The organism is Cupriavidus sp. (assembly GCF_057315035.1).
The window spans coordinates 204,303-225,606 of record NZ_DBHKYV010000001.1; the positions used below are offsets into that span (position 1 = coordinate 204,303).

Genomic DNA, 21,304 nt, shown 5'->3' on the forward strand with positions numbered 1-21,304 from the left:
ATTTCCGCTCAACTTTGGAGCGAACATGGCGAATTAATACTTTCTACCGACGTGGAGCGCCACTACTCCGGCCGTCAGATTGAAGTATTCGACCTTCTCGAGCCCAACTTGTTCCATGATGCGTACAAGCGAACCCTGGTCTGGATGCATTCTGATCGATTCCGCCAGATAGCGATAGCTAGGGGCATCCCCCGCTACACGCTCGCCCAGCCACGGTAGCACCTTGAAAGAATAGACGTCGTAGGCCTTTTCGAGCGGCTTCCAGACCTTCGAGAACTCCAGCACCATGACCTTGCCGCCCGGCTTGACCACGCGGCGCATCTCGGCCAGCGCGCGGTCCTTGTGCGTCATGTTGCGCAGGCCGAACGCCACGGTCACCAGATCGAAATAGTTGTCGGGGAACGGGATCTTCTCGGCGTCGCAGAGCGCCACCGGCGTTACGACACCCTTGTCCAGCAGGCGGTCGCGGCCCACGCGCAGCATCGACTCGTTGATATCGGTCAGCCAGACTTCGCCGGTCGGACCGGCCTTCTTCGCAAAGGCCTTGGCCAGGTCGCCCGTACCGCCGGCAATGTCCAGCACCTTCTGGCCCGGACGCACGTTGGCCTGGGCAATCGTGAACACCTTCCAGAGCCGGTGCATGCCGCCGGACATCAGGTCGTTCATCACGTCATAGCGGCTCGCCACCGAATGGAACACGCCCGCTACCTTGCCGGCCTTTTCCGTTTCGTCGACTTTCTCGAACCCGAAGTGGGTTTCACTCATTCTCTGACTCCAGGTCCTGTATTCAGTGCTGATGGCCGCATGCGTGGCCGCCGGCCGCGGGCATCTGCGCATCGCGGTCTAGCCCGGCGGCTTCAAGCCGCTTCAGGTAGTCCGTCCACAGCGCGTCCTGCTGGTCGCCCAGGCGATACAGCAGTTCCCATGAATAGATGCCGGTATCGTGGCCATCGTCGAAGCGGATCAGGATGGCGTAGTTGCCGACCTGCTCCACCGCCGCGATACCGACGTTGCGCTTGCCGGTCTGGAGGGTTTCCTGTCCGGGGCCATGGCCCTGCACTTCGGCGGAGGGCGAGTAGACGCGCAGCAGTTCAAACGGCAGCCGCCAGGTGCGGCCATTGTCAAAACCGATTTCGAGCACGCGCGACTGGGTGTGCACGGTCAGCGCGGTGGGATGGGGGGTATCTTTTTCGAGGCCAGCCATGATCAAGTGTGCGACGCCATCAGGCGTCCTGTACGACCCGATAGCTTACTCCACCGCCCTCGCCTTGCCCATCCCGCGGGCCGCCGCCGCTTTCGTCCGTGCCATCGCCCACCGGCATGTAGCGCAGGCGCCGTCCATGAAACGCGGCCACGGTACTGCGGTGGGCAATGCTGACGATCGCGGCATCGGGCAGTTCCTCCACCATCAACTGGTACATCGCGCGCTCGGTTTCCTCGTCGAGGGCGCTGGTGGCTTCATCGAGGAACAGGTAGTCGGGCTTCTGCAGCAAGGCGCGCGCGAAGGCCAGCCGTTGCTGCTCGCCCGGTGACAGCCGCAGCGACCAATTGTCGAATACGTCGAGATGCTTGGTCAGCATACCCAGTCGTGCCTGGCGCAACACCTTGACCAGCGTCTCGCGCGAATGGGCGTTGCCGACATCGGGATAGGACAATGCATCGGCCAAGGTGCCGATCGGCAGATAGCTACGTTGCGGCAGGAACAGCATGCGCGTGTGCGGAACCGTAATGCGCCCGCTGCCATAGGGCCAGATACCGGCCAGCGCGCGGAACAGTACGCTCTTGCCGCAGCCGGACGGACCGCTTACCAGCCAGCGTTCGCCCGGCCCGATCGACAGCGAGAACGGCGCCACCAGCGGCCGTTGGCCAGGGCGGGCATTGGGATCGACGCCCTCCTCATCGACACCCAGGCCACCGCGCACCGGCAACGCCAATGCCAGGCCACTGATCGCGATACTGGTATCGGTGCGGTCGTCGGATTGCACCACCTCGATATCACCGGGGCCTTCATGCAGCAGGTCCTGGCGCTCGGCCACCCGCATGGCTTCCTGGAAATCGATCAGACGGTTCGCCGCGGCCTTCCAGCCCACCAGCGTTGCATAGCTGTCGACGAACCATGACAACGCGCCCTGCACCTGCCCGAATGCCGAATTGATCTGCATCAGCCCACCGAGCGTAAGCTTGCCCGAGAAGTAACGCGGCGCGGCCACCAGCAGCGGGAAGATGATCGCGAACTGGCCGTAGCCCGAATTCACGAAGGTCAGGCGCCGGGTGTAGCGCATCAGCTGGTTCCAGTTGGCCCGGATCCGCTCGAAGCGGGCGCGCAGCCCGGCCTGTTCGGTGGGCTCGCCGCGATACAGCGCCACCGGCTCGCTGTTTTCACGCAACCGCACCAGCATGAAACGGAAGTTTGCCTCGTACTGCTCCTGCTGGAACGACAGGCCGATCAGGGGCCGCCCGACAAAGTGGGCAATCAGCGAACCGACCACCGCGTATGCAATGGCAAACCACACCATATAGCCCGGGATGGTCAGGTCCACCCCGCCCAGCGCAAAGCTGATCGGCCCGGACACCACCCACAGGATGCCGATGAACGACACCAGCGTGACCACCGAGTTGAGCAGGCCCATCGACAGCGTCAGCGCACCATCCGTGAACTGGCGCAGGTCGTCGGCCAGCCGCTGGTCGGGGTTGTCCGTGGCATGGGTCTGTTCGATGCGGTAGTACGCCTGGTGACCCAGCCAGCGCTGCATGAACGTGCCGGTCATCCACGTGCGCCAGCGCATCTGCAACATCATCTGGTAGTACTGACGCGAGATCGCCAGCACGATAAAGCAGGCGGCAATCCACGAGAACCGCAGCAGCAGCGCCTTGAACGAAACGTAGTCGCGCTGCTCGATCGCGTTGTAGAACACGCGGTTCCATTCGTTGAGCAGCACATTGATATAGACGATGCCAAGGTTCAACGCCACCACCAGCGTGAGCAGGCCCAGGCCGGCCTTGCGATCCTCGGATTTCCAGTACGGCTTGATCAGTGCCCAGGTGGCGGCCAGGCGCAACCGGCTCTGGTTCTTGAGTGCCTCTGCGGGAACGGCAGGGCCGGGCACGATAACGGACGACGGTGTGGAAGACATGGCGCCTGCGGTTTGACCCGCACGGCTGGCCGGCGGGCATGTTGTTGTTCGACCGGTGTCAGACGCGCCGCGATGCGCGCGGGTTCCGTACCAGACTGCTAGCGCACTTTATCAGTCGGCCGGGCCAAGCGCCGAAAGTGCGGCCCGCAGGGTAGGCAGGCGGGTCGCCAGTTCGGCGATGCGCGCCGGCTCGGCAGCCCGTTGCGGCGCGGCCCAGATGGCTTCGGGGAAATGGGTATCCCAGCGATAGCGCGGGATGATGTGCCAGTGCAGGTGGGGCACCATATTGCCAAACGCGGCCAGGTTGACCTTGTCCGGGGTCATGACTTCACGCACTACGCGCTCCACACGCGCCACCAGCCGCATCAGCCAGGCCTGGTCGGCCTCGTCAAGATCGGTCAACTCGGCCGCATGGTCGTTCCAGACCACGCGGCAGAATCCCGGGAAACGCTCATGCTCGACCAGGATCACGCGCGCCCGATCCCCCATCCAGACCATCTCGCCGCCATCGGCTTCGCACAGGGGACAGTTGGGGAGTCGGGTCATGGCGCAGATAAATTGAGATTGGTTTGCTCCCCTCTCCCGCACAGCGGGAGAGGGGCCGGGGGAGAGGGCCCGGCGGCTCTGAATGCGACAAGTCGCAATTTGAACCGCTTTGCCCTCTCCCCCACCCCTCTCCCATTGCATGGGAGAGGGGAGCGCATAACTACTGGTGGTAGCGAGTTAAACCAGAACTCGCTCGATACCACCCGAGTTGGCCTTCGTCACGTAGTCGGGCAGCCAGTTCTCACCGAGCAGATGCTTGGCCATCTCCACCACGATGTAGTCGGCGGTCACCGATGCATCCTCGTTGTAGCGCGACAAACCCTGCAGGCACGACGGGCAGCTGGTCAGGATCTTGACGTCGCCGTTGAAGTCGTCGGTGCGCAGCTTGTCGGCACCCTTACGCATTTCCTCTTCCTTGCGGAAGCGGATCTGCGTCGAGATATCGGGACGCGTCACGGCCAGCGTGCCGGACTCGCCGCAGCAACGCTCGTTCTTCTCGATCTTGCCGCCGCCCTGGTTGCCGCCCATCAGGTCGTTCACCAGCTTGGTCGGATCCATCGTCTTGATCGGCGTATGGCACGGGTCGTGGTACATGTAGCGCGTACCGGTGACGCCCTCAAGCTTGACGCCCTTCTCGAGCAGGTACTCGTGGATGTCGATGATGCGGCAGCCCGGGAAGATCTTGTCGAATTCATACCCGGCCAGCTGGTCATAGCAGGTGCCGCAACTGACCACCACGGTCTTGATGTCGAGGTAGTTCAGCGTATTGGCCACGCGGTGGAACAGCACGCGGTTGTCGCTGACCATCTTCTCGGCCTTGTCGTACTGGCCGGCGCCGCGCTGCGGATAGCCGCAGCACAGGTAGCCCGGCGGCAGCACGGTCTGCACGCCCACATGCCAGAGCATGGCTTGCGTGGCCAGTCCCACCTGCGAGAACAGACGCTCCGAACCGCAGCCCGGGAAGTAGAACACGGCTTCCGTTTCGGCCGTGGTCGTCTTCGGATTGCGGATGATCGGCACGATCTCGTTGTCCTCGATATCGAGCAACGCACGCGCGGTCTTCTTGGGCAGGTTGCCCGGCATCTTCTTGTTGATGAAGTGGATCACCTGCTCCTGCACCGGCGGCTTGCCAACCGTCGCGGGAGGATGCTGGGTCTGCTTCTTCGCCAGTTTCTTGAGTACCTCGTTGCCCAGGCGCTGAACCTTATAGCCCCAGCCGATCATGGCCGCGCGGGTCATGTTGATGGTCTGCGGGTTGGTCGCGTTCAGGAAGAACATCGACGCGGCGGTGCCTGGGTTGAACTTCTTCTGGCCCATCTTGCGCAGCAGGTTGCGCATGTTCATCGACACGTCGCCGAAGTCGATCTTGACCGGGCACGGCGTCACGCACTTGTGGCAGACCGTGCAGTGGTCGGCCACATCGGAGAACTCGTCCCAGTGCTTGATCGACACACCGCGGCGCGTCTGCTCCTCGTACAGGAACGCCTCGACCAGCAACGACGTGGCCAGGATCTTGTTGCGCGGGCTGTACAGCAGGTTCGCGCGCGGCACGTGCGTGGCGCACACGGGCTTGCACTTGCCGCAGCGCAGGCAGTCCTTGACGCTGTCGGCAATCGCGCCAATGTCGCTCTGCTGCATGATGATCGACTCATGCCCCATCAGCCCGAACGACGGCGTATAGGCATTGCGCAGGTCGGCGCCGGGCAGCAGCTTGCCCTTGTTGAAGCGGCCCTGCGGATCCACGCGCTGCTTGTACGCGCGGAATTCGCCGATCTCGTCCTCGGTCAGGAACTCGAGCTTGGTAATGCCGATGCCGTGCTCGCCAGAGATCACTCCATCGAGCGAACGCGCCAGGTCCATGATGCGGGCCACCGCGCGGTGCGCGTCCTGCAGCATGTCATAGTCGTCCGAATTTACCGGGATATTGGTGTGGACGTTGCCGTCGCCGGCGTGCATGTGCAGTGCCACGAAGACGCGGCCGCGCAGCACCTGCTTGTGGATCTTCTGCGCCTCATCGAGGATCGGCTTGAATTCGCCGCCGTTGAAGATCTTGCGCAGTTCGGCACGGACCTCGCTCTTCCAGCTCACGCGGATCGTGCGGTCCTGCAGCAGGTGGAACACCGTGGCGTCGGGTTGCGCCTGCAGGCGCTGCTCGAAGGCCGGCCCGAGCAAACCCAGGCCATGTCCGATCAGCGAGGCACGCGCGCTGGCCAGCGGCGTATCGAGATGGTCCTGCAGGTAGCGCCAGCGCGCGCGGATTTCGCGCAGCAGCGACAGCGCATGCTGCACGCGGTCTTCCAGCAGTTCGGCACTGGGAATTTCATTGGCGTCGTCGCTGCGGCCCAACGGCAGGTTGCCGCGCGCGAAGAACGCTTCGAGATCGTCGGTCAGCTTGAGCTTGTTCTTGATCGACAGCTCGATATTGATGCGCTCGATGCCATCGGTGTACTCGCCCATGCGCGGCAGCGGGATCACCACGTCTTCATTGATCTTGAAGGCGTTGGTATGGCGCGCGATGGCGGCGGTACGCGAACGGTCGAGCCAGAACTTCTTGCGGGCCTCGGGGCTCACGGCGATAAAGCCCTCGCCGCTCTTGCCGTTGGCCATGCGGATCACTTCCGAGGTGGCGCGCGCCACGGCATCTTCGTCGTCGCCAACGATATCGCCAATCAGCACCATCTTCGGAAACGCGTTGCGCTTGCTCTTGGTGGCGTAGCCCACCGCGCGCAGGTAACGCTCGTCCAGGTGTTCCAGGCCGGCCAGGATGGCGCCGCCCGGACGCTTCGATTCGCCGTCGAGGTAGTCCTTGATTTCGACGATGCTCGGAATCGCATCGCGCGGCTGGCCAAAGAACTCGAGGCACACCGTGCGGATATGCTTCGGCATGCGATGCAGGATCCAGCGCGCGCTGGTGATGATGCCGTCGCAGCCTTCCTTCTGCACGCCGGGCAGGCCCGCCAGGAACTTGTCCGTAACGTCCTTGCCGAGCCCTTCCTTGCGGAACTTGCGGCCTTCGATGGCCAGCGTCTCGGTGCGCAGCACCTTCTCGCCCGGCTTGCGATTGCCGTCCGACCACTGCAGTTCGAAGGTGGCCACCGGCACATCGTGGATCTTGCCCAGGTTGTGGTCCATGCGCCGGATCTCGAGCCAGTTGCCCCCGGGATCGACCATGCGCCACCACGCCAGGTTGTCCAGCGCCGTGCCCCACAGCACGGCCTTCTTGCCGCCGGCGTTCATGGCCACGTTACCGCCGATGCACGACGCATCGATCGAGGTCGGGTCCACCGCGAACACCAGGCCGGCCTTGTCAGCCGCATCGGCCACGCGGCGCGTCACCACGCCGGCACCCGAGAAGATCGTCGCCACCTTGTGCGAAACGCCCGGCATGTCGGTCATCTCGACCGGATCGAGCTGTTCGAGCTTTTCGGTGTTGATGACGGCCGAGAACGGCGTCAGCGGCACCGCGCCACCGGTATAGCCGGTGCCGCCCCCACGCGGGATGATGGTCAGGCCGAGTTCGAAGCAGCCCTTGACCAGGCCGGCAATCTCTTCCTCGTTGTCCGGGGTCAGCACCACGAACGGGTATTCAACGCGCCAGTCGGTGGCGTCGGTCACGTGCGACACGCGCGACAGCCCGTCGAACTTGATGTTGTCTTTCTGCGTCACGCGGCCCAGCACGCGCTGGGTGCGCTTGCGCAGCGCGTAGGCATCGGCAAATTCCTGATGGAATGCCTCGATCGCCTGCTTGGCGAACGCCACCAGTTGCTCCACGCGGTGCGAACGGTCCTCGGCAGCCGGCTCGGCGTGCTCGGCACGGTCCGCGGCGCTGCGCTTCTCGATTTCGTTCAGGCGGTGGTGCAACGCGCCAACCAGCATCTGGCGGCGCTTGGGGTTTTCAAGCAGGTCGTCCTGCAGGTACGGATTGCGGCGGACTACCCAGATATCGCCGAGCACCTCATAGAGCATGCGCGCCGAACGGCCGGTACGGCGTTCGCTGCGCAGTTCATCGAGAATGCGCCAGGCTTCGTCGCCCAGCAGACGGATGACAATCTCGCGATCCGAAAACGACGTGTAGTTATAGGGGATCTCACGCAGGCGCGGAGGGGCATCCTGCGCAGCGAGCTTGGCATCGAGCACGAGTGGGGCGTTCATGGGCGGGACCGCTGAAGCTGCGCACGGGGACTGTGCGCGATTTTCGTCATTAAAGGGCGATTGTACTGCAACGCCCCATTTTGCCGCACCGCAACAATGCGCTTTTCGATGAATAACCCCTGAAACTGTCAGGGATCATCGCCAATTGCATGCAATTCGTGCGGTTTTTCACATTACTCAGAACCACTGGCGAATCGCCTCGCCGACCCCGTGCCAGAACGAATCCGGGATCCACAGCAGACTGCCGGTCATCACCAGATAGCGCAGGAATTTGCCAATCGCCATATAACCCACGCTACGCCAGAACGGCATGCGAAGCCAGCCCGCTAATGTGCACAATGGATCACCAATACCCGGCAACCACGACAACAGCATGGTCGGCGGGCCGTACCGGCGCATCCAGCGGAAGTATTTCGCGTCGAGCTTGGGCTTGTGCGGTTTGCGGGGGTGACGCCGGTGCTGGGCGTGCTCGATCTCATGCTGATGGTGCTGGCGCCGCTGGCGATAGCGCACCACGGCCAGCTTGGCCGCGTAGCCGAGCCACCAGTCGATGGCGCCGCCAATGGTATTGCCCAAGGTGGCGACCAGCACGGCCGGCCAGAACATCCCGGGATTGAGCTTGATGTAGCCAAACACGGCCGGCTCGGAGCCCAGCGGCAGCAACGTGGCCGACACCAGGCTGACCACGAAGATGGCGGGCAGCCCCACCTTGGGCAGGGCTACGGTCTCGAACAGCCAGTCGATAAAGGCTTCCATGCGTTGGTTGGCAAGGGCGCGGACGGCAGGGGAAACCGCGTGGCGAGCCCTGTGGTTTTGTGATTTACTGTTAGAGCCTGTTGCGGCGATTCGTTCATCTCGCCGCCCAAACCGGGCAAACCCGGCAGCACCAATATCACGAAATAGCCGTCTCAACCAAGCGGCAGTACCGCGTCGTGGCCCGTCCCGCGCAGTTCATCTTCATTCGGGATCGGCGGAGCTGGCCATGCGCGCACCCACATGGAGACAAGCATGGCGATTCCGATCCGCCTGACGGTCAATGGCAAGCCCGTTGACGCCCAGGTCGAACCCAACACCCTTCTGGTCCAGTTCCTGCGCGAGCAGCTTCGCCTGACCGGCACGCACGTGGGCTGCGACACCGCCCAATGCGGCGCCTGCACGGTCCACCTCGACGGCCGCGCCGTGAAGTCGTGCAACATGCTGGCGGTCCAGGCGGACGGCGCCAGCGTGACCACCATCGAAGGGCTTGCCACCAACGGCGAGATGCACCCGATGCAGCAGGCATTCCGCGAATGCCACGGCCTGCAATGCGGCTTCTGCACGCCGGGCATGGTGATGGCCGCCACCTCGCTACTCAGGCAGCAGCCGAACGCCGATGCCCATGCGATCCGCGAACAGCTCGAAGGCAATCTGTGCCGCTGTACCGGCTACCACAACATCGTGCGTGCGGTGCAGCAAGGCCAGGCCGCGATGCAGGGCAAGGGCGGCGCCGCGCAGCCGGGCGACCTGGCTGTAGCCAGTGCGGAATAAGGGAGGCCTGCCATGAACGCACCCGACAAACATCCGCTGATCGGCACACCCGTGCGCCGCAAGGAAGACTACCGCTTCCTGACCGGCAACGGCCAATACACCGACGACGTCACGCTGCCGCACCAGAGCTACGGCTATTTCGTGCGCTCGCCGCATGCGCATGCGCGCATCAGGTCGATCGATGCCAGGGAGGCGCTGGCCGCCCCCGGCGTCATTGCCGTGCTGACCGGCGACGATATGGCCAATGACAAGGTCGGTGGCCTGCCCTGTGGCTGGCTGATCCACAGCATCGACGGCACACCGATGAAGGAGCCGCCCCACCCTGCGCTGGCGCACGGCAAGGTCCGCCATGTGGGTGACCAGGTGGCGCTGGTGATTGCCGAATCGCTGCAGCAGGCGCGCGATGCCGCCGAGAAAATCGATGTCGACTACGACGAGCTGCCCGCCGTGGTCAGCCCGGCCGATGCCGCCGCGGCGTCGACACTGGTCCATGACGATGTACCGGCCAACACCTGCTACACCTGGGGCCATGGCGACAAGGCCGCCACCGACGCGGCGTTCGCCAAGGCCGCGCATGTGACCACGCTCGAGATCGTGAACAACCGGCTGATCCCGAATGCGATCGAACCGCGCGCGGTCAATGCCAGCTACACGCGCCAGGACGACGGCTACACGGTCTATGTGTCCAACCAGAACCCGCACGTGGAACGGCTGCTGATGGGCGCCTTTGTGCTGGGCCTGCCCGAATCGCGGCTGCGCATCATCGCTCCCGACGTCGGCGGCGGCTTTGGCTCGAAGATCTTCCTGTACCCGGAAGACGTGGCACTGACATGGGCGTCGAAGAAAGTCGGCCGGCCGATCAAGTGGACCGCCGAGCGATCTGAGTCGTTCCTGACCGACGCGCACGGCCGCGACCATGTCACCAAGGCCGAACTGGCGATGGATGCGGACGGCAAGTTCATGGCCATGCGTGTGCATACGGTAGCGAATATGGGCGCGTACCTGTCCACGTTCGCCAGCAGCGTGCCAACCATCCTCTACGCCACGCTGCTCGCGGGCCAGTACGCCACGCCGGCAATCTATGCCGAAGTGCATGCCGTATTCACCAATACGGCACCGGTCGATGCCTATCGCGGCGCGGGCCGGCCCGAGGCCACCTATGTGGTCGAGCGTCTGGTCGAAGCAGCCGCGCATGAACTGAACACCGACCCCGCCGCACTGCGCCGCAAGAACTTCATCCGCACGTTCCCGTATGCCACGCCGGTGGGCCTGACCTACGACACCGGCGACTACGAGCCGTGCCTGGCACGCGCCCAGGAACTGGCGGACGTGGCCGGCTTCCCGGCTCGACGCGCGGCGGCGCAACAACGCGGCAAGCTGCGCGGGCTCGGCTATTCGTGCTACATCGAAGCATGCGGCCTGGCGCCATCGAACATCGCGGGCGCGCTAGGCGCGCGTGCGGGGCTGTTCGAGGTTGGCGAAATCCGCGTGCATCCGACCGGCACGGTGACGGTGTTCACCGGTTCGCATAGCCACGGACAGGGCCACGAAACCACGTTCGCGCAGATCGTGGCCGACCGTCTTGGCATTGCGCTCGATGCGGTGGAGATCGTGCACGGCGACACCGGACGCGTGCCGTTCGGCATGGGCACCTATGGTTCGCGCTCGCTGGCCGTCGGGGGCTCGGCAATCGTGAAGGCGCTCGACAAGATCGAGGCCAAGGCAAAGAAGATTGCCGCGCACCTGCTCGAAGCATCGGACGCCGACATCGAGTTCAGCGACGGCGTGTTCCGCGTGGCCGGCACCGACCGCACCAAGACTTTCGGCGAGGTTGCACTGACGGCCTATGTGCCGCACAACTATCCACTCGACAAGCTCGAACCGGGCCTGAACGAAAACGCGTTCTACGATCCCACCAACTTCACCTATCCGTCCGGCGCCTATATCTGCGAGGTCGAGGTCGACCCCGATACCGGCGAATCGCAGGTCATCAAGTTCACGGCGGTCGACGACTTCGGCAACGTGATCAACCCGATGATCGTTGAAGGACAGGTGCATGGCGGCATCGGGCAAGGCCTCGGGCAGGCGATGCTCGAACAATGCATCTACGACCCCGACAGTGGCCAACTGCTGACTGGTTCCTATATGGACTATGCGATGCCACGCGCAGCCGACCTGCCCGATTTCACGGTGGAGACCGCCAGCGGCACACCATGCACGCACAACCCGCTGGGCGTGAAGGGCTGCGGCGAAGCAGGCGCCATCGGTTCGCCACCGGCGTTTATCAACGCGCTGGTGGACGCGCTGTCACCGCTTGGCGTGCGCGATGTACAGATGCCCGCCACACCGCATCGCGTATGGCAGGCCATCCAGGCCGCGCAATCCAGTGCGTCGTAACCGGGGAGGATGACATGTACGCATTCCAGTTCGAACGCGCCACGGATGCCAAGGCTGCCGTGGCCAAGCTCAAGGCCGATGGTGACGCCAAGTTCCTTGCAGGTGGTCAAAGCCTGCTGGCGGCAATGAAGCTGCGCCTGGCCGCGCCATCGATGCTGATCGACGTGGCTCGCATTCCCGGCATGGCCGATATCAGTGTGCAGGGCGACGAGCTAGTCATCGGGGCCGCCGCGCGCCATGCCGATGTGGCATCGAATGCCGACGTGATGCGCCGTATCCCGGCGTTGGCCGCATTGGCCAACGGCATCGGCGACCGGCAGGTGCGCGCGATGGGCACCATCGGAGGATCACTGGCCAATGACGACCCCGCTGCCGATTATCCGGCGGCGGTGCTCGCACTGAACGCCACGGTCGTCACCGATCGCCGCAATATTGCCGCCGACAACTTCTTCAAGGCGCTCTACGAAACCGCACTGGCCCCAGACGAACTGATCACGGCCGTACGCTTTCCCGTGCCGGATCAGGCCGCCTATATCAAGTTCCGCAATCCGGCCTCGCGCTTTGCGCTGGTGGGCGTGATGGTGGCGCGCAGCGGCAAGTCGGTACGCGTGGCGGTCACCGGCGCGGCCGACAGTGTGTTCCGCGCACCAGCGCTGGAACAGGCCCTGACATCCAGCTTTACGCCGGCGGCAGCGCGCGCGGTGAAGATGGACCCGTCGGGGCTCAATACCGACCTGCATGCGTCGGCGGAATATCGCGCGCATCTGATCCCGGTGCTGGCCTCACGGGCGGTGGAACAGGCGTTGAAGGGATAGGTCGTGTTCCCCTCTCCCATTGCATGGGAGAGGGGAACGCATAGCAGCGGATATTGCGAAACAACAATGCTCCCGACTTCCATCGACCACACCATTACTCTGCTCGAAAAGCAGCAGTATTTCGCCGATCGCGAGACTGCGACCGTGCTTTACCTCGCGCTGCGCATGCAGCGCCCGCTATTCCTTGAAGGTGAGCCCGGCGTCGGCAAGACCGCGCTGGCCCATGCGATGGCCAGCACGCTTGGCACGCGCCTGCTGCGGCTGCAATGCTACGAAGGGCTCGATGCCGCGAGTGCGCTCTACGAGTGGGACTACCCGCGCCAGATCATGGCGCTGCGGCTGGCGGAAGCGCGCGGCGAACGCCCCGAGCAGCAGTCGCTCTATCACGACGACTACCTGCTCAAGCGTCCGCTGCTCGAAGCACTGCTACCCGACCCGGCCGCACCTGGCGTGCCCCGTGTACTGTTGATCGACGAGATCGACCGCGCCGATGAACCTTTCGAGGCGTTCCTGCTGGAGGTGCTGTCCGAATTCCAGGTATCGATTCCCGAGATTGGCGTGGTGCGTGCCGAGCGGCCGCCGCTGATCGTGATCACGTCGAACCGCACGCGCGAGGTCCATGACGCGCTCAAGCGCCGCTGCCTTTATCAATGGATGGGCTACCCGGACCGCGCCCGCGAACTGCAGATCGTGGCCGCCCGCGCCCCCGAAGCCGCCACGGCGTTGCAGCATCAGGCAGTCGACTTTATCCACCGGCTGCGTGGCATCGACCTGTTCAAGGCACCGGGTATCGCCGAGGCCATCGACTGGTGCCGCGCGCTGTCCGCGCTGGGCGTAACCGAACTGGATCCGCAATCGGTGCGCGACACACTGGGCGTGCTGCTCAAGTACCAGGACGATCTGGCACGCGCCGATGGTCCCACCATTGCGGAGTTGCTGGCGGGTGCACCGCCAGCCTGACACGATGCGTGCCGCTCCCGCCCTGCTGCCGATGCTGGCCCGCAACGTCACGCATTTCATGCGGCTGCTGCGCGATGCGGGCTTCGGCCTGTCGCCGGCCCACGCCATCGACGCACTTGAAGCACTGCGTCACGTAGACATCGGCACGCGTGACGAAGTACGTGCCGCGTTGGCTGCGCTGGTACTGTCAGGCCCTGACCAGCGACCATTGTTCAATGCCGCGTTCGACCTGTTCTGGCGCGATCCCGACTGGGAAGGCAAGTTGCGCGCGATGTTGTTGCCGCGCGTCGATGCCGGGGCGCCACCGCCCAAACGCAGCAATCGGCTGGCCGATGCACTGGCCGCGCGCCAGCCGCCTGCGGCAAAGCCGGGCCAGCCCATGCGCGAGGAGCGCTTTACCGCGCCCCTGACCTTCTCGGACCAGGAGCGCCTGGCCAGTCGCGATTTCGAAACCCTGTCCGCCGAGGAATGGCGTGCGCTGCAGCATCTGGTACGCACGCGCCGCACGCATCTGGCATTGCAACGCACGCGCCGGCTGCGCGCCGCGAGCTGTGGCACCCATGCCGACCTGCGGGCCAGTGCGCGTCTGGCGGTACGCCAGCATGGCGAATGGCTGCGCTGGAAATACCGCAAGCAGGCCGAGCGCAAGCCGCCCGTGGTGCTGCTGCTCGATATCTCGGGATCGATGAGCCAGTATTCGCGCGCGGTGCTGTACTTCTGCCATGCGCTGATGCAATCGCGCGAACGCATGCATGTATTCCTGTTTGGCACGCGGCTCACCAACGTCACGCGCGCGCTGCGCGAACGCGACCCCGACGATGCGGTGACGCTGATCACCGAACAGGTGCGCGACTGGGCCGGTGGTACGCGCATTGGTGCGGCGCTTGCCGCGTTCAACCGGCAATGGGCCCGCCGCACGCTGTCGGGCCGTGCCACGGTGCTGTTCGTCAGCGATGGGATCGATCTCGAACATATCGACCTGCTCGAGCAGGAAATGGCTCGCCTGCGCCGATTTGCGCATCGCATCATCTGGCTCAATCCGCTGCTGCGTTATGCGGGCTTCACGCCGCAGGCACGCGGTGTGCAGGCGATCCTGCCGCATGTCGATGCGCTGCGCCCGGCGCACAACCTGGACAGCCTGCTGGCACTGGAATCGCTGTTGGCCGATAGTGGCACACGCCAGTCTGTTCCACCCGTGAGACAAACCAGCCTCGACAAAGGAACCTCGCCATGGAAATGAACCAGAGCCAGCGCCTGCCGGTGCCACAACAGGTGGCCTGGGCAGCGTTGAATGACACGGAACTGCTCAAGCAATGTATTCCCGGATGTGAGAGCATCGAGCCCGACGGCGAAAATGCCTACCAGCTGGCGCTGACTGCGGCGGTCGGTCCGGTCAAGGCGCGCTTCAAGGGACGCATGGCGTTGCTGGATATCCAGGCGCCGGACAGCTATACGATCCAGTTCGACGGCCAGGGTGGCGCGGCTGGCTTCGGCAAGGGTTCGGCAAAGGTCACGCTGACACCCGAAGGCGATGAGACGGTGCTCGCTTACGTGGTGCAGGCACAGGTGGGCGGCAAGATTGCGCAGATCGGCTCGCGGCTGGTGGATGCCGCCGCACGCAAGATGGCCGATACGTTCTTTGCACGCTTTACCGAGGCCGTCAGCGGCGACGGAAGCGACGCAGGCAGCGAGGAAGGCGGCGAGGGTAGCGATGCGGCACAGGCCGCCGGCAACGAGGCCACCGGTGACGGTGGCGACGAACAAGGAAAGAAGCGGAAACGATCATGGACAGCGTGGATCTCGAAGTCCTGAAGAGCAGCGTGAAGTGGCAGCAGGAAGGACATGGTGTTTTGCTGGTAACGGTGGTGCGGACCTGGGGCTCATCGCCGCGACCGGAAGGCGCGATGCTGGCGGTGCGTGACGATGGCCTGGTGGTCGGCTCGGTATCGGGCGGCTGCATCGAGGACGACATCATCTATCGCGTGCATCGCGAAGGCATCCGTTCAACGGTTCCGGAAGCGATGAAGTACGGCATCAGCGCCGAAGAAGCACACCGCTTCGGGCTGCCTTGCGGCGGCACGATCGAACTCGTGGCGGAACCGCTGGCCGCACACAGCGGCATTGCCGACTTGCTGAAGGCGGTGGAGAGCGGCCGCCTGGTTGCGCGTTCGCTCGACATGGAAACCGGCCATGCTTCGCTTGGTCATGCCGAGGCCGCCGACGGCCTTTCGTTCGACGGCAAGACGCTGCTGACTATTCATGGCCCGCGCTATCGCATGCTCGTGATCGGGGCCGGGCAACTGTCGAAATACCTGTGCCAGATTGCCGTAGGCCTGGGCTTCCAGGTCACCGTCTGCGATCCGCGCGAGGAATACACCGAGACCTGGGACATCCCCGGCGTAACGATGGTACGCACGATGCCCGACGATACGGTGATGGAAATGAAGCTCGACGAACGCTGCGCCGTGATCGCGCTCACGCACGACCCGAAGCTCGACGACCTGGCGCTGATGGAAGCGCTGCGCACGCCGGCCTTCTATGTTGGCGCGCTTGGTTCGCGCCGCAACAACCAGGCGCGTCGCGAACGTCTCAAGGAGTTCGACCTGACCGATATGCAACTGGCGCGCCTGCACGGCCCGGTTGGCATCTATATTGGCAGCCGCACGCCTCCCGAGATTGCGATTTCGGTGCTGGCCGAGGTCATCGCCGCCAAGAACCACGTATCGCTACCCGACATCCTGCAGGTGGAAGGCGCCAAGGCCGCGCGCGAGATCGCGGCCGGCGAAGCCGAATGTCCGATCCTGCCCGCCTCGGTACCACAGCCATGACCAAGCACGCCCGCGCCGCGCTCACGCAAACCGACCTGCCCACCGGCATCCTGCTGGCCGCCGGCTTTGGCCGGCGCTTCGATCCTGCCGGCACACGCAACAAGCTGCTCGAGAAAATGCCCGATGGCCGCACCGTGGCATGGCGCAGTGCGCGTACGCTGGCCGCGGGGCTGCCGAACTCGATTGCAGTGGTCAGGCCCGGCCATGCCGAACTTGCGGAAGAGTTGCGGCGCGGCGGCTGCAAGGTGATTGAATCGGCCGAAGCGGAAGCCGGCATGGGCGCTGCGCTGCGTGCCGGCGTGGCAGCCACCGCTGATGCGCGGGGATGGGTGGTGGCACTGGCCGACATGCCGTGGCTGTCGATGGAACTCGTGCGGGCGGTGGCGCTGACCATCACCTCGCGCGACACCATCGCGGCGCCGTGGCGCGATGGCCAGCGTGGTCATCCGGTGGGCTTTGGGGCGGCGTGGCGCGAAGAACTGCTCAAGCTCGATGGCGACGAGGGCGCGCGCGTATTGCTGAAGAGCCAGCCGGTGACGCGCATCCTTACCGAGGATGACGGGGCGTTCCGGGATATCGATATGCCCGGGGATCTGGTTTAGGCGCTTGGTGACTTGATGCGCTGGCCCTCTCCCCCAGCCCCTCTCCCGCGTGCGGCAGAGGGGAGAAAACCGTGGGCATATTGTCAACCGCCATCCGTCTCCATCAACGTTCGCAGATACTCGCTGCTCCACCAGTGCACGTCCTGCTGGCGAATCCGTTCCAGCAGCTTCTGGTGACGCGCGCGGCGATCGGCCAGCGGCATGTGCAGGGCCTGCTGGATTGCCTGCGCGGTCGCACGCGTATCGTATGGATTGACCAGCAGCGCTTCCTTCAGCTGCTCCGCCGCGCCGGCAAAGCGCGACAGCACCAGCACACCCGGATCGTCGGGGTCCTGCGCGGCGATGTATTCCTTGGCCACCAGATTCATGCCATCGCGCAGCGGCGTGACCAGCGCCACGCTGCTGGCGCGGCATAGCCCCGGCAGACGGCGCCGTGACGTGGAGCGATGGATGTAGCGCACTGGCATCCAGTCCAGCTCGCCGTATTCGCCGTTGATCGCGCCCGTGATGCCTTCCATCTCGCGCCGCAGGTCGGCGTACGCATCGACCGACTCACGCGACGGGGCTGCGATCTGGACCAGCGTTGCGCTCGAGCGGTTCTCCGGATACTCGGCCAGCAGCGTCTGGAAGGCCTTGAGCCGCTGCGGCAGGCCCTTCGAATAGTCGAGACGGTCGATGCCGAGCAGCAGGCGCCGCGTGGAATACTGGCCGCGCATCATCTCGTAGGTTTCGCGCGCCTCGGTCTCGCGGCCCAGTCCGATAAATTCATCGACATCGATGCCGATCGGAAACGCCTGCGCGCGCACCGTACGGTGGAATGCGCGGAAGCGGTATTCGCCCATCGGCTCGGCGCCAGCTTCACCCTGCACGTAGCGCGAAAAATGGTCGAGATCGGCCTGGCTCTGGAAGCCCAGCAGGTCATAGGCAAACAGCGCGCGCATCAGCCATTCGTGCTGCGGGATCGCGGCAAGGATCAGTGGCGGTGGCAACGGTACGTGCAGGAAGAAACCAATGCGCTGGCCGCAGCCGATTGCGCGCAGTTCCGCCGCCAGCGGGATCAGGTGATAGTCATGGATCCAGATCACGTCGTCCGGCTTCAGCATCGGCGCCAGCTTGCGCGCGAACAGCTGGTTCACACGCCGATAGGCATTGAGGTTGCCGCCCGAATCGAAATCCGCCAGATCCACGCGATAGTGCAGCACCGGCCAGAGCACGCCGTTGCTGTAGCCGAGGTAGTACGAGTCGTGATCTTCGCGGCTCAGGTCCACCGTGGCCAGCGTCACATTGCCGGCCTGCACCTGGTGCACCTCGCCCTCGCCGGGCGTGCCGCCCTGGCTGGCTTCCACCACCTTGCCGCTCCAGCCGAACCACAGGCCGCCGGTCTTGTTGAGCGCTTCGGAAAGCGCTACTGCAAGCCCCCCCGCCGCATGATTGCGGGGATCCGCGACCCGGTTCGATACCGCTACTAGTCTGCCCATATATCGCTTGTTGTTGTTGCGAATCCTTTCTTCAGATCACGGTGTCCCATGGTGCCGACAACCGCATGGCACCGTTGATCAGGCCGACCATCGAATAGGTCTGCGGGAAGTTGCCCCACATCTCTCCGGTGAGCGGGTGTGTGTCTTCCGACAGCAATCCCAGCGGATTGCGCGCCGCCAGCATGGCCTCGAAGATCTCGCGCGCTTCCTCGCGGCGGCCAATGCGCGCCAGTGCGTCGATGCGCCAGAACGTGCAGATGTTGAACGCGGTCTCGGGCTTGCCGAAATCGTCGGGCGCCTCGTAGCGCCGCATGTACGGGCCGTCGCACAACGTTTCCTCGAGCGCCTTGACGGTCGATACAAAGCGCGGATCCTTCGGGTCGATGAAATTGACCTCGGCCATCAGCAGCACGCTGGCATCGAGTTCCTTGCCGCCGAAGCTTTCGGCGAACGCCTGCCGCGATTCATTCCATGACTCTTCAAGAATGCGCTGCTTCATGCGGTTCGCATGGTCGTGCCAGTACGCGGCACGCGCCGGCTGCTCGAGCTTTTCGGCGATCTTGGCCAGGCGGTCGCATGCCACCCAGCTCATCAGCGCCGACGAGGTGTGGACCCGTGCACGCGTGCGCAGCTCCCACATGCCTGCATCGGGCGTGCCAAACACGCGCACGGCTTGTTCCCCCACCTCCTCGAGCCTTTGGAATTCGGCCGGGCCACCACGATGGAGCAAACGATGATCATGAAACGCCTGCGCGGCGGCCAGCACCACATTGCCGTAGACATCGTGCTGGAAATGCTCCTGCGCCTGGTTGCCCACGCGCACCGGGCCCATGCCGCGATAGCCGCTCAGGTGATCGAGCATGCTTTCGGGCAGCTCGCGCTCCAGTCCGATGCCGTAGAGCGGCTGGATATGGCCGTCCTGCGACTGCATCACCACGTTCGACAGCCAGCGCAGGTAGTCTTCCATCGTGCCGACTTCAGACAGGCTGTTCAGCGCGCGCACCACGAAGAACGCGTCGCGCAGCCAGCAGAAGCGGTAGTCCCAGTTGCGGCTGCTGCCCGGCGCCTCGGGGATGCTCGTGGTCATGGCGGCCACGATGGCGCCGGTCTCCTCGTAGAGCGACATCTTGAGCGTGATGGCCGCGCGGATCACGGCGTCCTGCCATTCGCGCGGCACGGCCAGGCGCCGGCTCCAGAGCCGCCAGTACGAGGTGGTTTCCTGCTCGAAGTCGCGGGCGATATCTTCCACGCCGTGCGTGAGCGTCTCGTCCGGCCCAAGGATAAAGTTGTAGCCGCGCGTGACCAGGAATGGCGTATGCGACAGCACGTAAGCCAGCGGCGCATCGGTGGTCATGCGCAGCGTCATCTCCTCGCCCACGAAGCGCACATGGCTGCTGCCGCGCGTGATGGTGGGCTTGATGCGGCCCCAGTTGAAACGCGGCGCCAGCGTGACGCGCACGCGTGGCGCCCCGCGAATCGGCCGAATCCGGCGCACCAGTGTCAACGGCCGGAAATAGCGGCCCATACGAAAGAAGCGCGGGCAGAAATCGGTGATTTCCAGGCAGCTGCCATGCTGGTCGATCAGGCGCGTACGCAGGATGGCCGTATTGGGCTCATACCACTGCGTGGCTTCCTTGAAATCCTCGATCTCGATATTGAAGTGACCGGCGTTCTCGCTCGTATCGAGCAACGCATTGAATACCGGATCGGCGTCGTAGCGCGGCATGCAGCACCAGACGATGCGTCCCCGGCCGTCGACCAGCGCCGAGAATGCGCAATTGCCGATCATGCCCAGCGACAGCGACGGATCGGCCTGGCGGCAAGAACTGTCCGAATCGGTATTGACGGCCGGGGCCTCGGTGGCAACGACCGGGTTGAGGTTGGCAGGGTCACTCACAACAAATCCTCCCTTTCAGACGATGGGGGTGAGAGGGGTTCCCGCTCGTCGCCACGCCGCGCCATCAGATGGGTCAACGCATGCGCCGAACGATGCAGCCAGCAACGCAGGGCGGCAGGCCCTGTCACGCTGACCGACGCGGCCGTGGCGCGCTGGCCTACCAGCACGCCCACGCCGCCCAGTTCACGTACGACGGTAAATCCAGCCTCATCGGTCACATCGTCGCCGGCAAACAGCGGCATTCGACCGGCAAACGGCGGCGAGCGCATGAACGCGGCGATCGCCCCGCCCTTGTCGACGCCGGCCGGCTTGATCTCGACGACCATCTTGCCGGGCAAGCCTTCGAGCCCGATCGCATCGCGCAATACATCGGCCACGGCGGCGCGTACCAGCGGTTCGAGTTCGGGAACCTGGCGGTAGTGAATCGCCACCGCCACCGACTTGCGTTCCAGCTGCAGGCCCGGATGTCTTGCCACCAGTGCTTCAAGCCGGGGCAGCAAGGGGCCGATGCCGGGCGCCGGAGGCGTGACCAGGCGCTCGGCGCCATTGCGGAATTCGGCACCGTGCACGCCGGCTGACGGCAATCGTAGCGGTTGCAGGAAGTGGTCGAGCTCGGCCACGGGCCGTCCCGAGACGATGGCGAGCGCGCCGTCCAGGCAGGTGTGCAACGCACGCAGCGTGCCAACCAGTTCCGGTTCCACCTGCACCAGGTCGGGGCGCGGCGCAAGGTCGGCCAGCGTGCCGTCGAAGTCCAGGAACAGCGCGGTATGAGGTTCGATTAGAGGTAGCTGAGGCATCGCGGGAAACCGTAACACGTCGATTTGACGAGCGTCCAGCGGGCGCTGTCCTACAACAGTGGTCCTTGCGGCACCTGCCGGCAAAGCTGTCACGCTGGCGCCCCAGAGTGCGTCATCCATTATCATTGGCGGTTTCCGCCGACTTTTCCGGCTTTTTTTGCCGTCGTGCCG

General features: G+C 64.6%; 17 protein-coding genes. 8 read left to right on the top strand and 9 right to left on the bottom strand.

What is annotated here, in order from left to right; genetic code table 11:
• Window positions 1-33 precede the first annotated feature (33 nt).
• From ubiE to ACO550_RS00980, 6 genes are all read right to left on the bottom strand, one after another.
• Window positions 34-765 (bottom strand): bifunctional demethylmenaquinone methyltransferase/2-methoxy-6-polyprenyl-1,4-benzoquinol methylase UbiE, encoded by a 732-nt coding sequence (gene ubiE, locus ACO550_RS00955; protein WP_315594301.1) that lies wholly within the window; start codon window positions 763-765, stop codon window positions 34-36.
• Between the two features lie 22 nt (window positions 766-787).
• Entirely contained in the window at window positions 788-1,204 is a 417-nt protein-coding gene (locus ACO550_RS00960; RefSeq protein ID WP_315594300.1) for a DUF971 domain-containing protein, read from the bottom strand.
• 19 nt (window positions 1,205-1,223) lie between these two features.
• On the bottom strand, window positions 1,224-3,134 hold the full coding sequence (locus tag ACO550_RS00965; protein ID WP_315594299.1) for an ABC transporter ATP-binding protein/permease: 1,911 nt from the start codon (window positions 3,132-3,134) through the stop codon (window positions 1,224-1,226).
• A 111-nt stretch (window positions 3,135-3,245) separates the two neighbouring features.
• The gene (locus ACO550_RS00970; protein WP_315594298.1) at window positions 3,246-3,680 is read right to left on the bottom strand and encodes an HIT domain-containing protein; all 435 of its coding nucleotides are present in this window, start codon (window positions 3,678-3,680) and stop codon (window positions 3,246-3,248) included.
• A 177-nt stretch (window positions 3,681-3,857) separates the two neighbouring features.
• On the bottom strand, window positions 3,858-7,832 hold the full coding sequence (locus ACO550_RS00975) for a DUF3683 domain-containing protein (RefSeq protein ID WP_315594297.1): 3,975 nt from the start codon (window positions 7,830-7,832) through the stop codon (window positions 3,858-3,860).
• 177 nt (window positions 7,833-8,009) lie between these two features.
• A complete protein-coding gene (locus tag ACO550_RS00980; protein WP_315594296.1) occupies window positions 8,010-8,588 on the bottom strand; it encodes a VTT domain-containing protein in 579 nt (192 codons plus the stop codon).
• A gap of 252 nt (window positions 8,589-8,840) precedes the next feature.
• Between ACO550_RS00980 and ACO550_RS00985 the strand changes: the two genes are divergently transcribed.
• From ACO550_RS00985 to ACO550_RS01020, 8 genes are all read left to right on the top strand, one after another.
• The gene (locus ACO550_RS00985) at window positions 8,841-9,359 is read left to right on the top strand and encodes a (2Fe-2S)-binding protein (RefSeq protein ID WP_315594295.1); all 519 of its coding nucleotides are present in this window, start codon (window positions 8,841-8,843) and stop codon (window positions 9,357-9,359) included.
• 12 nt (window positions 9,360-9,371) lie between these two features.
• Window positions 9,372-11,756: a molybdopterin cofactor-binding domain-containing protein gene (locus ACO550_RS00990; protein WP_315594294.1), complete on the top strand. Its 2,385-nt coding sequence runs from the start codon at window positions 9,372-9,374 to the stop codon at window positions 11,754-11,756.
• Between the two features lie 14 nt (window positions 11,757-11,770).
• A complete protein-coding gene (locus ACO550_RS00995; protein ID WP_315594293.1) occupies window positions 11,771-12,571 on the top strand; it encodes an FAD binding domain-containing protein in 801 nt (266 codons plus the stop codon).
• 66 nt (window positions 12,572-12,637) lie between these two features.
• Window positions 12,638-13,531 (top strand): AAA family ATPase, encoded by an 894-nt coding sequence (locus ACO550_RS01000; RefSeq protein ID WP_315594292.1) that lies wholly within the window; start codon window positions 12,638-12,640, stop codon window positions 13,529-13,531.
• Between the two features lie 4 nt (window positions 13,532-13,535).
• A complete protein-coding gene (locus ACO550_RS01005; protein WP_315594349.1) occupies window positions 13,536-14,771 on the top strand; it encodes a VWA domain-containing protein in 1,236 nt (411 codons plus the stop codon).
• Window positions 14,762-15,343, top strand: coding sequence for an SRPBCC domain-containing protein (locus ACO550_RS01010; protein ID WP_315594291.1), 582 nt, complete (start codon window positions 14,762-14,764; stop codon window positions 15,341-15,343). Before ACO550_RS01005 ends, ACO550_RS01010 begins: the two co-directional genes overlap by 10 nt.
• Entirely contained in the window at window positions 15,316-16,359 is a 1,044-nt protein-coding gene (locus ACO550_RS01015) for an XdhC family protein (protein ID WP_315594290.1), read from the top strand. Before ACO550_RS01010 ends, ACO550_RS01015 begins: the two co-directional genes overlap by 28 nt.
• Window positions 16,356-16,961, top strand: coding sequence for an NTP transferase domain-containing protein (locus tag ACO550_RS01020; protein WP_315594348.1), 606 nt, complete (start codon window positions 16,356-16,358; stop codon window positions 16,959-16,961). Before ACO550_RS01015 ends, ACO550_RS01020 begins: the two co-directional genes overlap by 4 nt.
• 83 nt (window positions 16,962-17,044) lie before the next feature.
• On the opposite strand, the gene ACO550_RS01025 is transcribed toward ACO550_RS01020, so the two are convergent.
• The 3 genes from ACO550_RS01025 to otsB are packed head-to-tail and all read right to left on the bottom strand — an operon-like array spanning window position 17,045 to window position 21,133.
• Window positions 17,045-18,439 carry an alpha,alpha-trehalose-phosphate synthase (UDP-forming) gene (locus tag ACO550_RS01025; protein ID WP_315594289.1) on the bottom strand — a complete coding sequence of 465 codons (1,395 nt, stop codon included), beginning with the start codon at window positions 18,437-18,439 and terminating at the stop codon, window positions 17,045-17,047.
• Between the two features lie 31 nt (window positions 18,440-18,470).
• Window positions 18,471-20,336, bottom strand: coding sequence for a glycoside hydrolase family 15 protein (locus ACO550_RS01030; protein WP_485993962.1), 1,866 nt, complete (start codon window positions 20,334-20,336; stop codon window positions 18,471-18,473).
• On the bottom strand, window positions 20,333-21,133 hold the full coding sequence (gene otsB, locus ACO550_RS01035; protein WP_315594288.1) for a trehalose-phosphatase: 801 nt from the start codon (window positions 21,131-21,133) through the stop codon (window positions 20,333-20,335). Before otsB ends, ACO550_RS01030 begins: the two co-directional genes overlap by 4 nt.
• Window positions 21,134-21,304 lie beyond the last annotated feature (171 nt).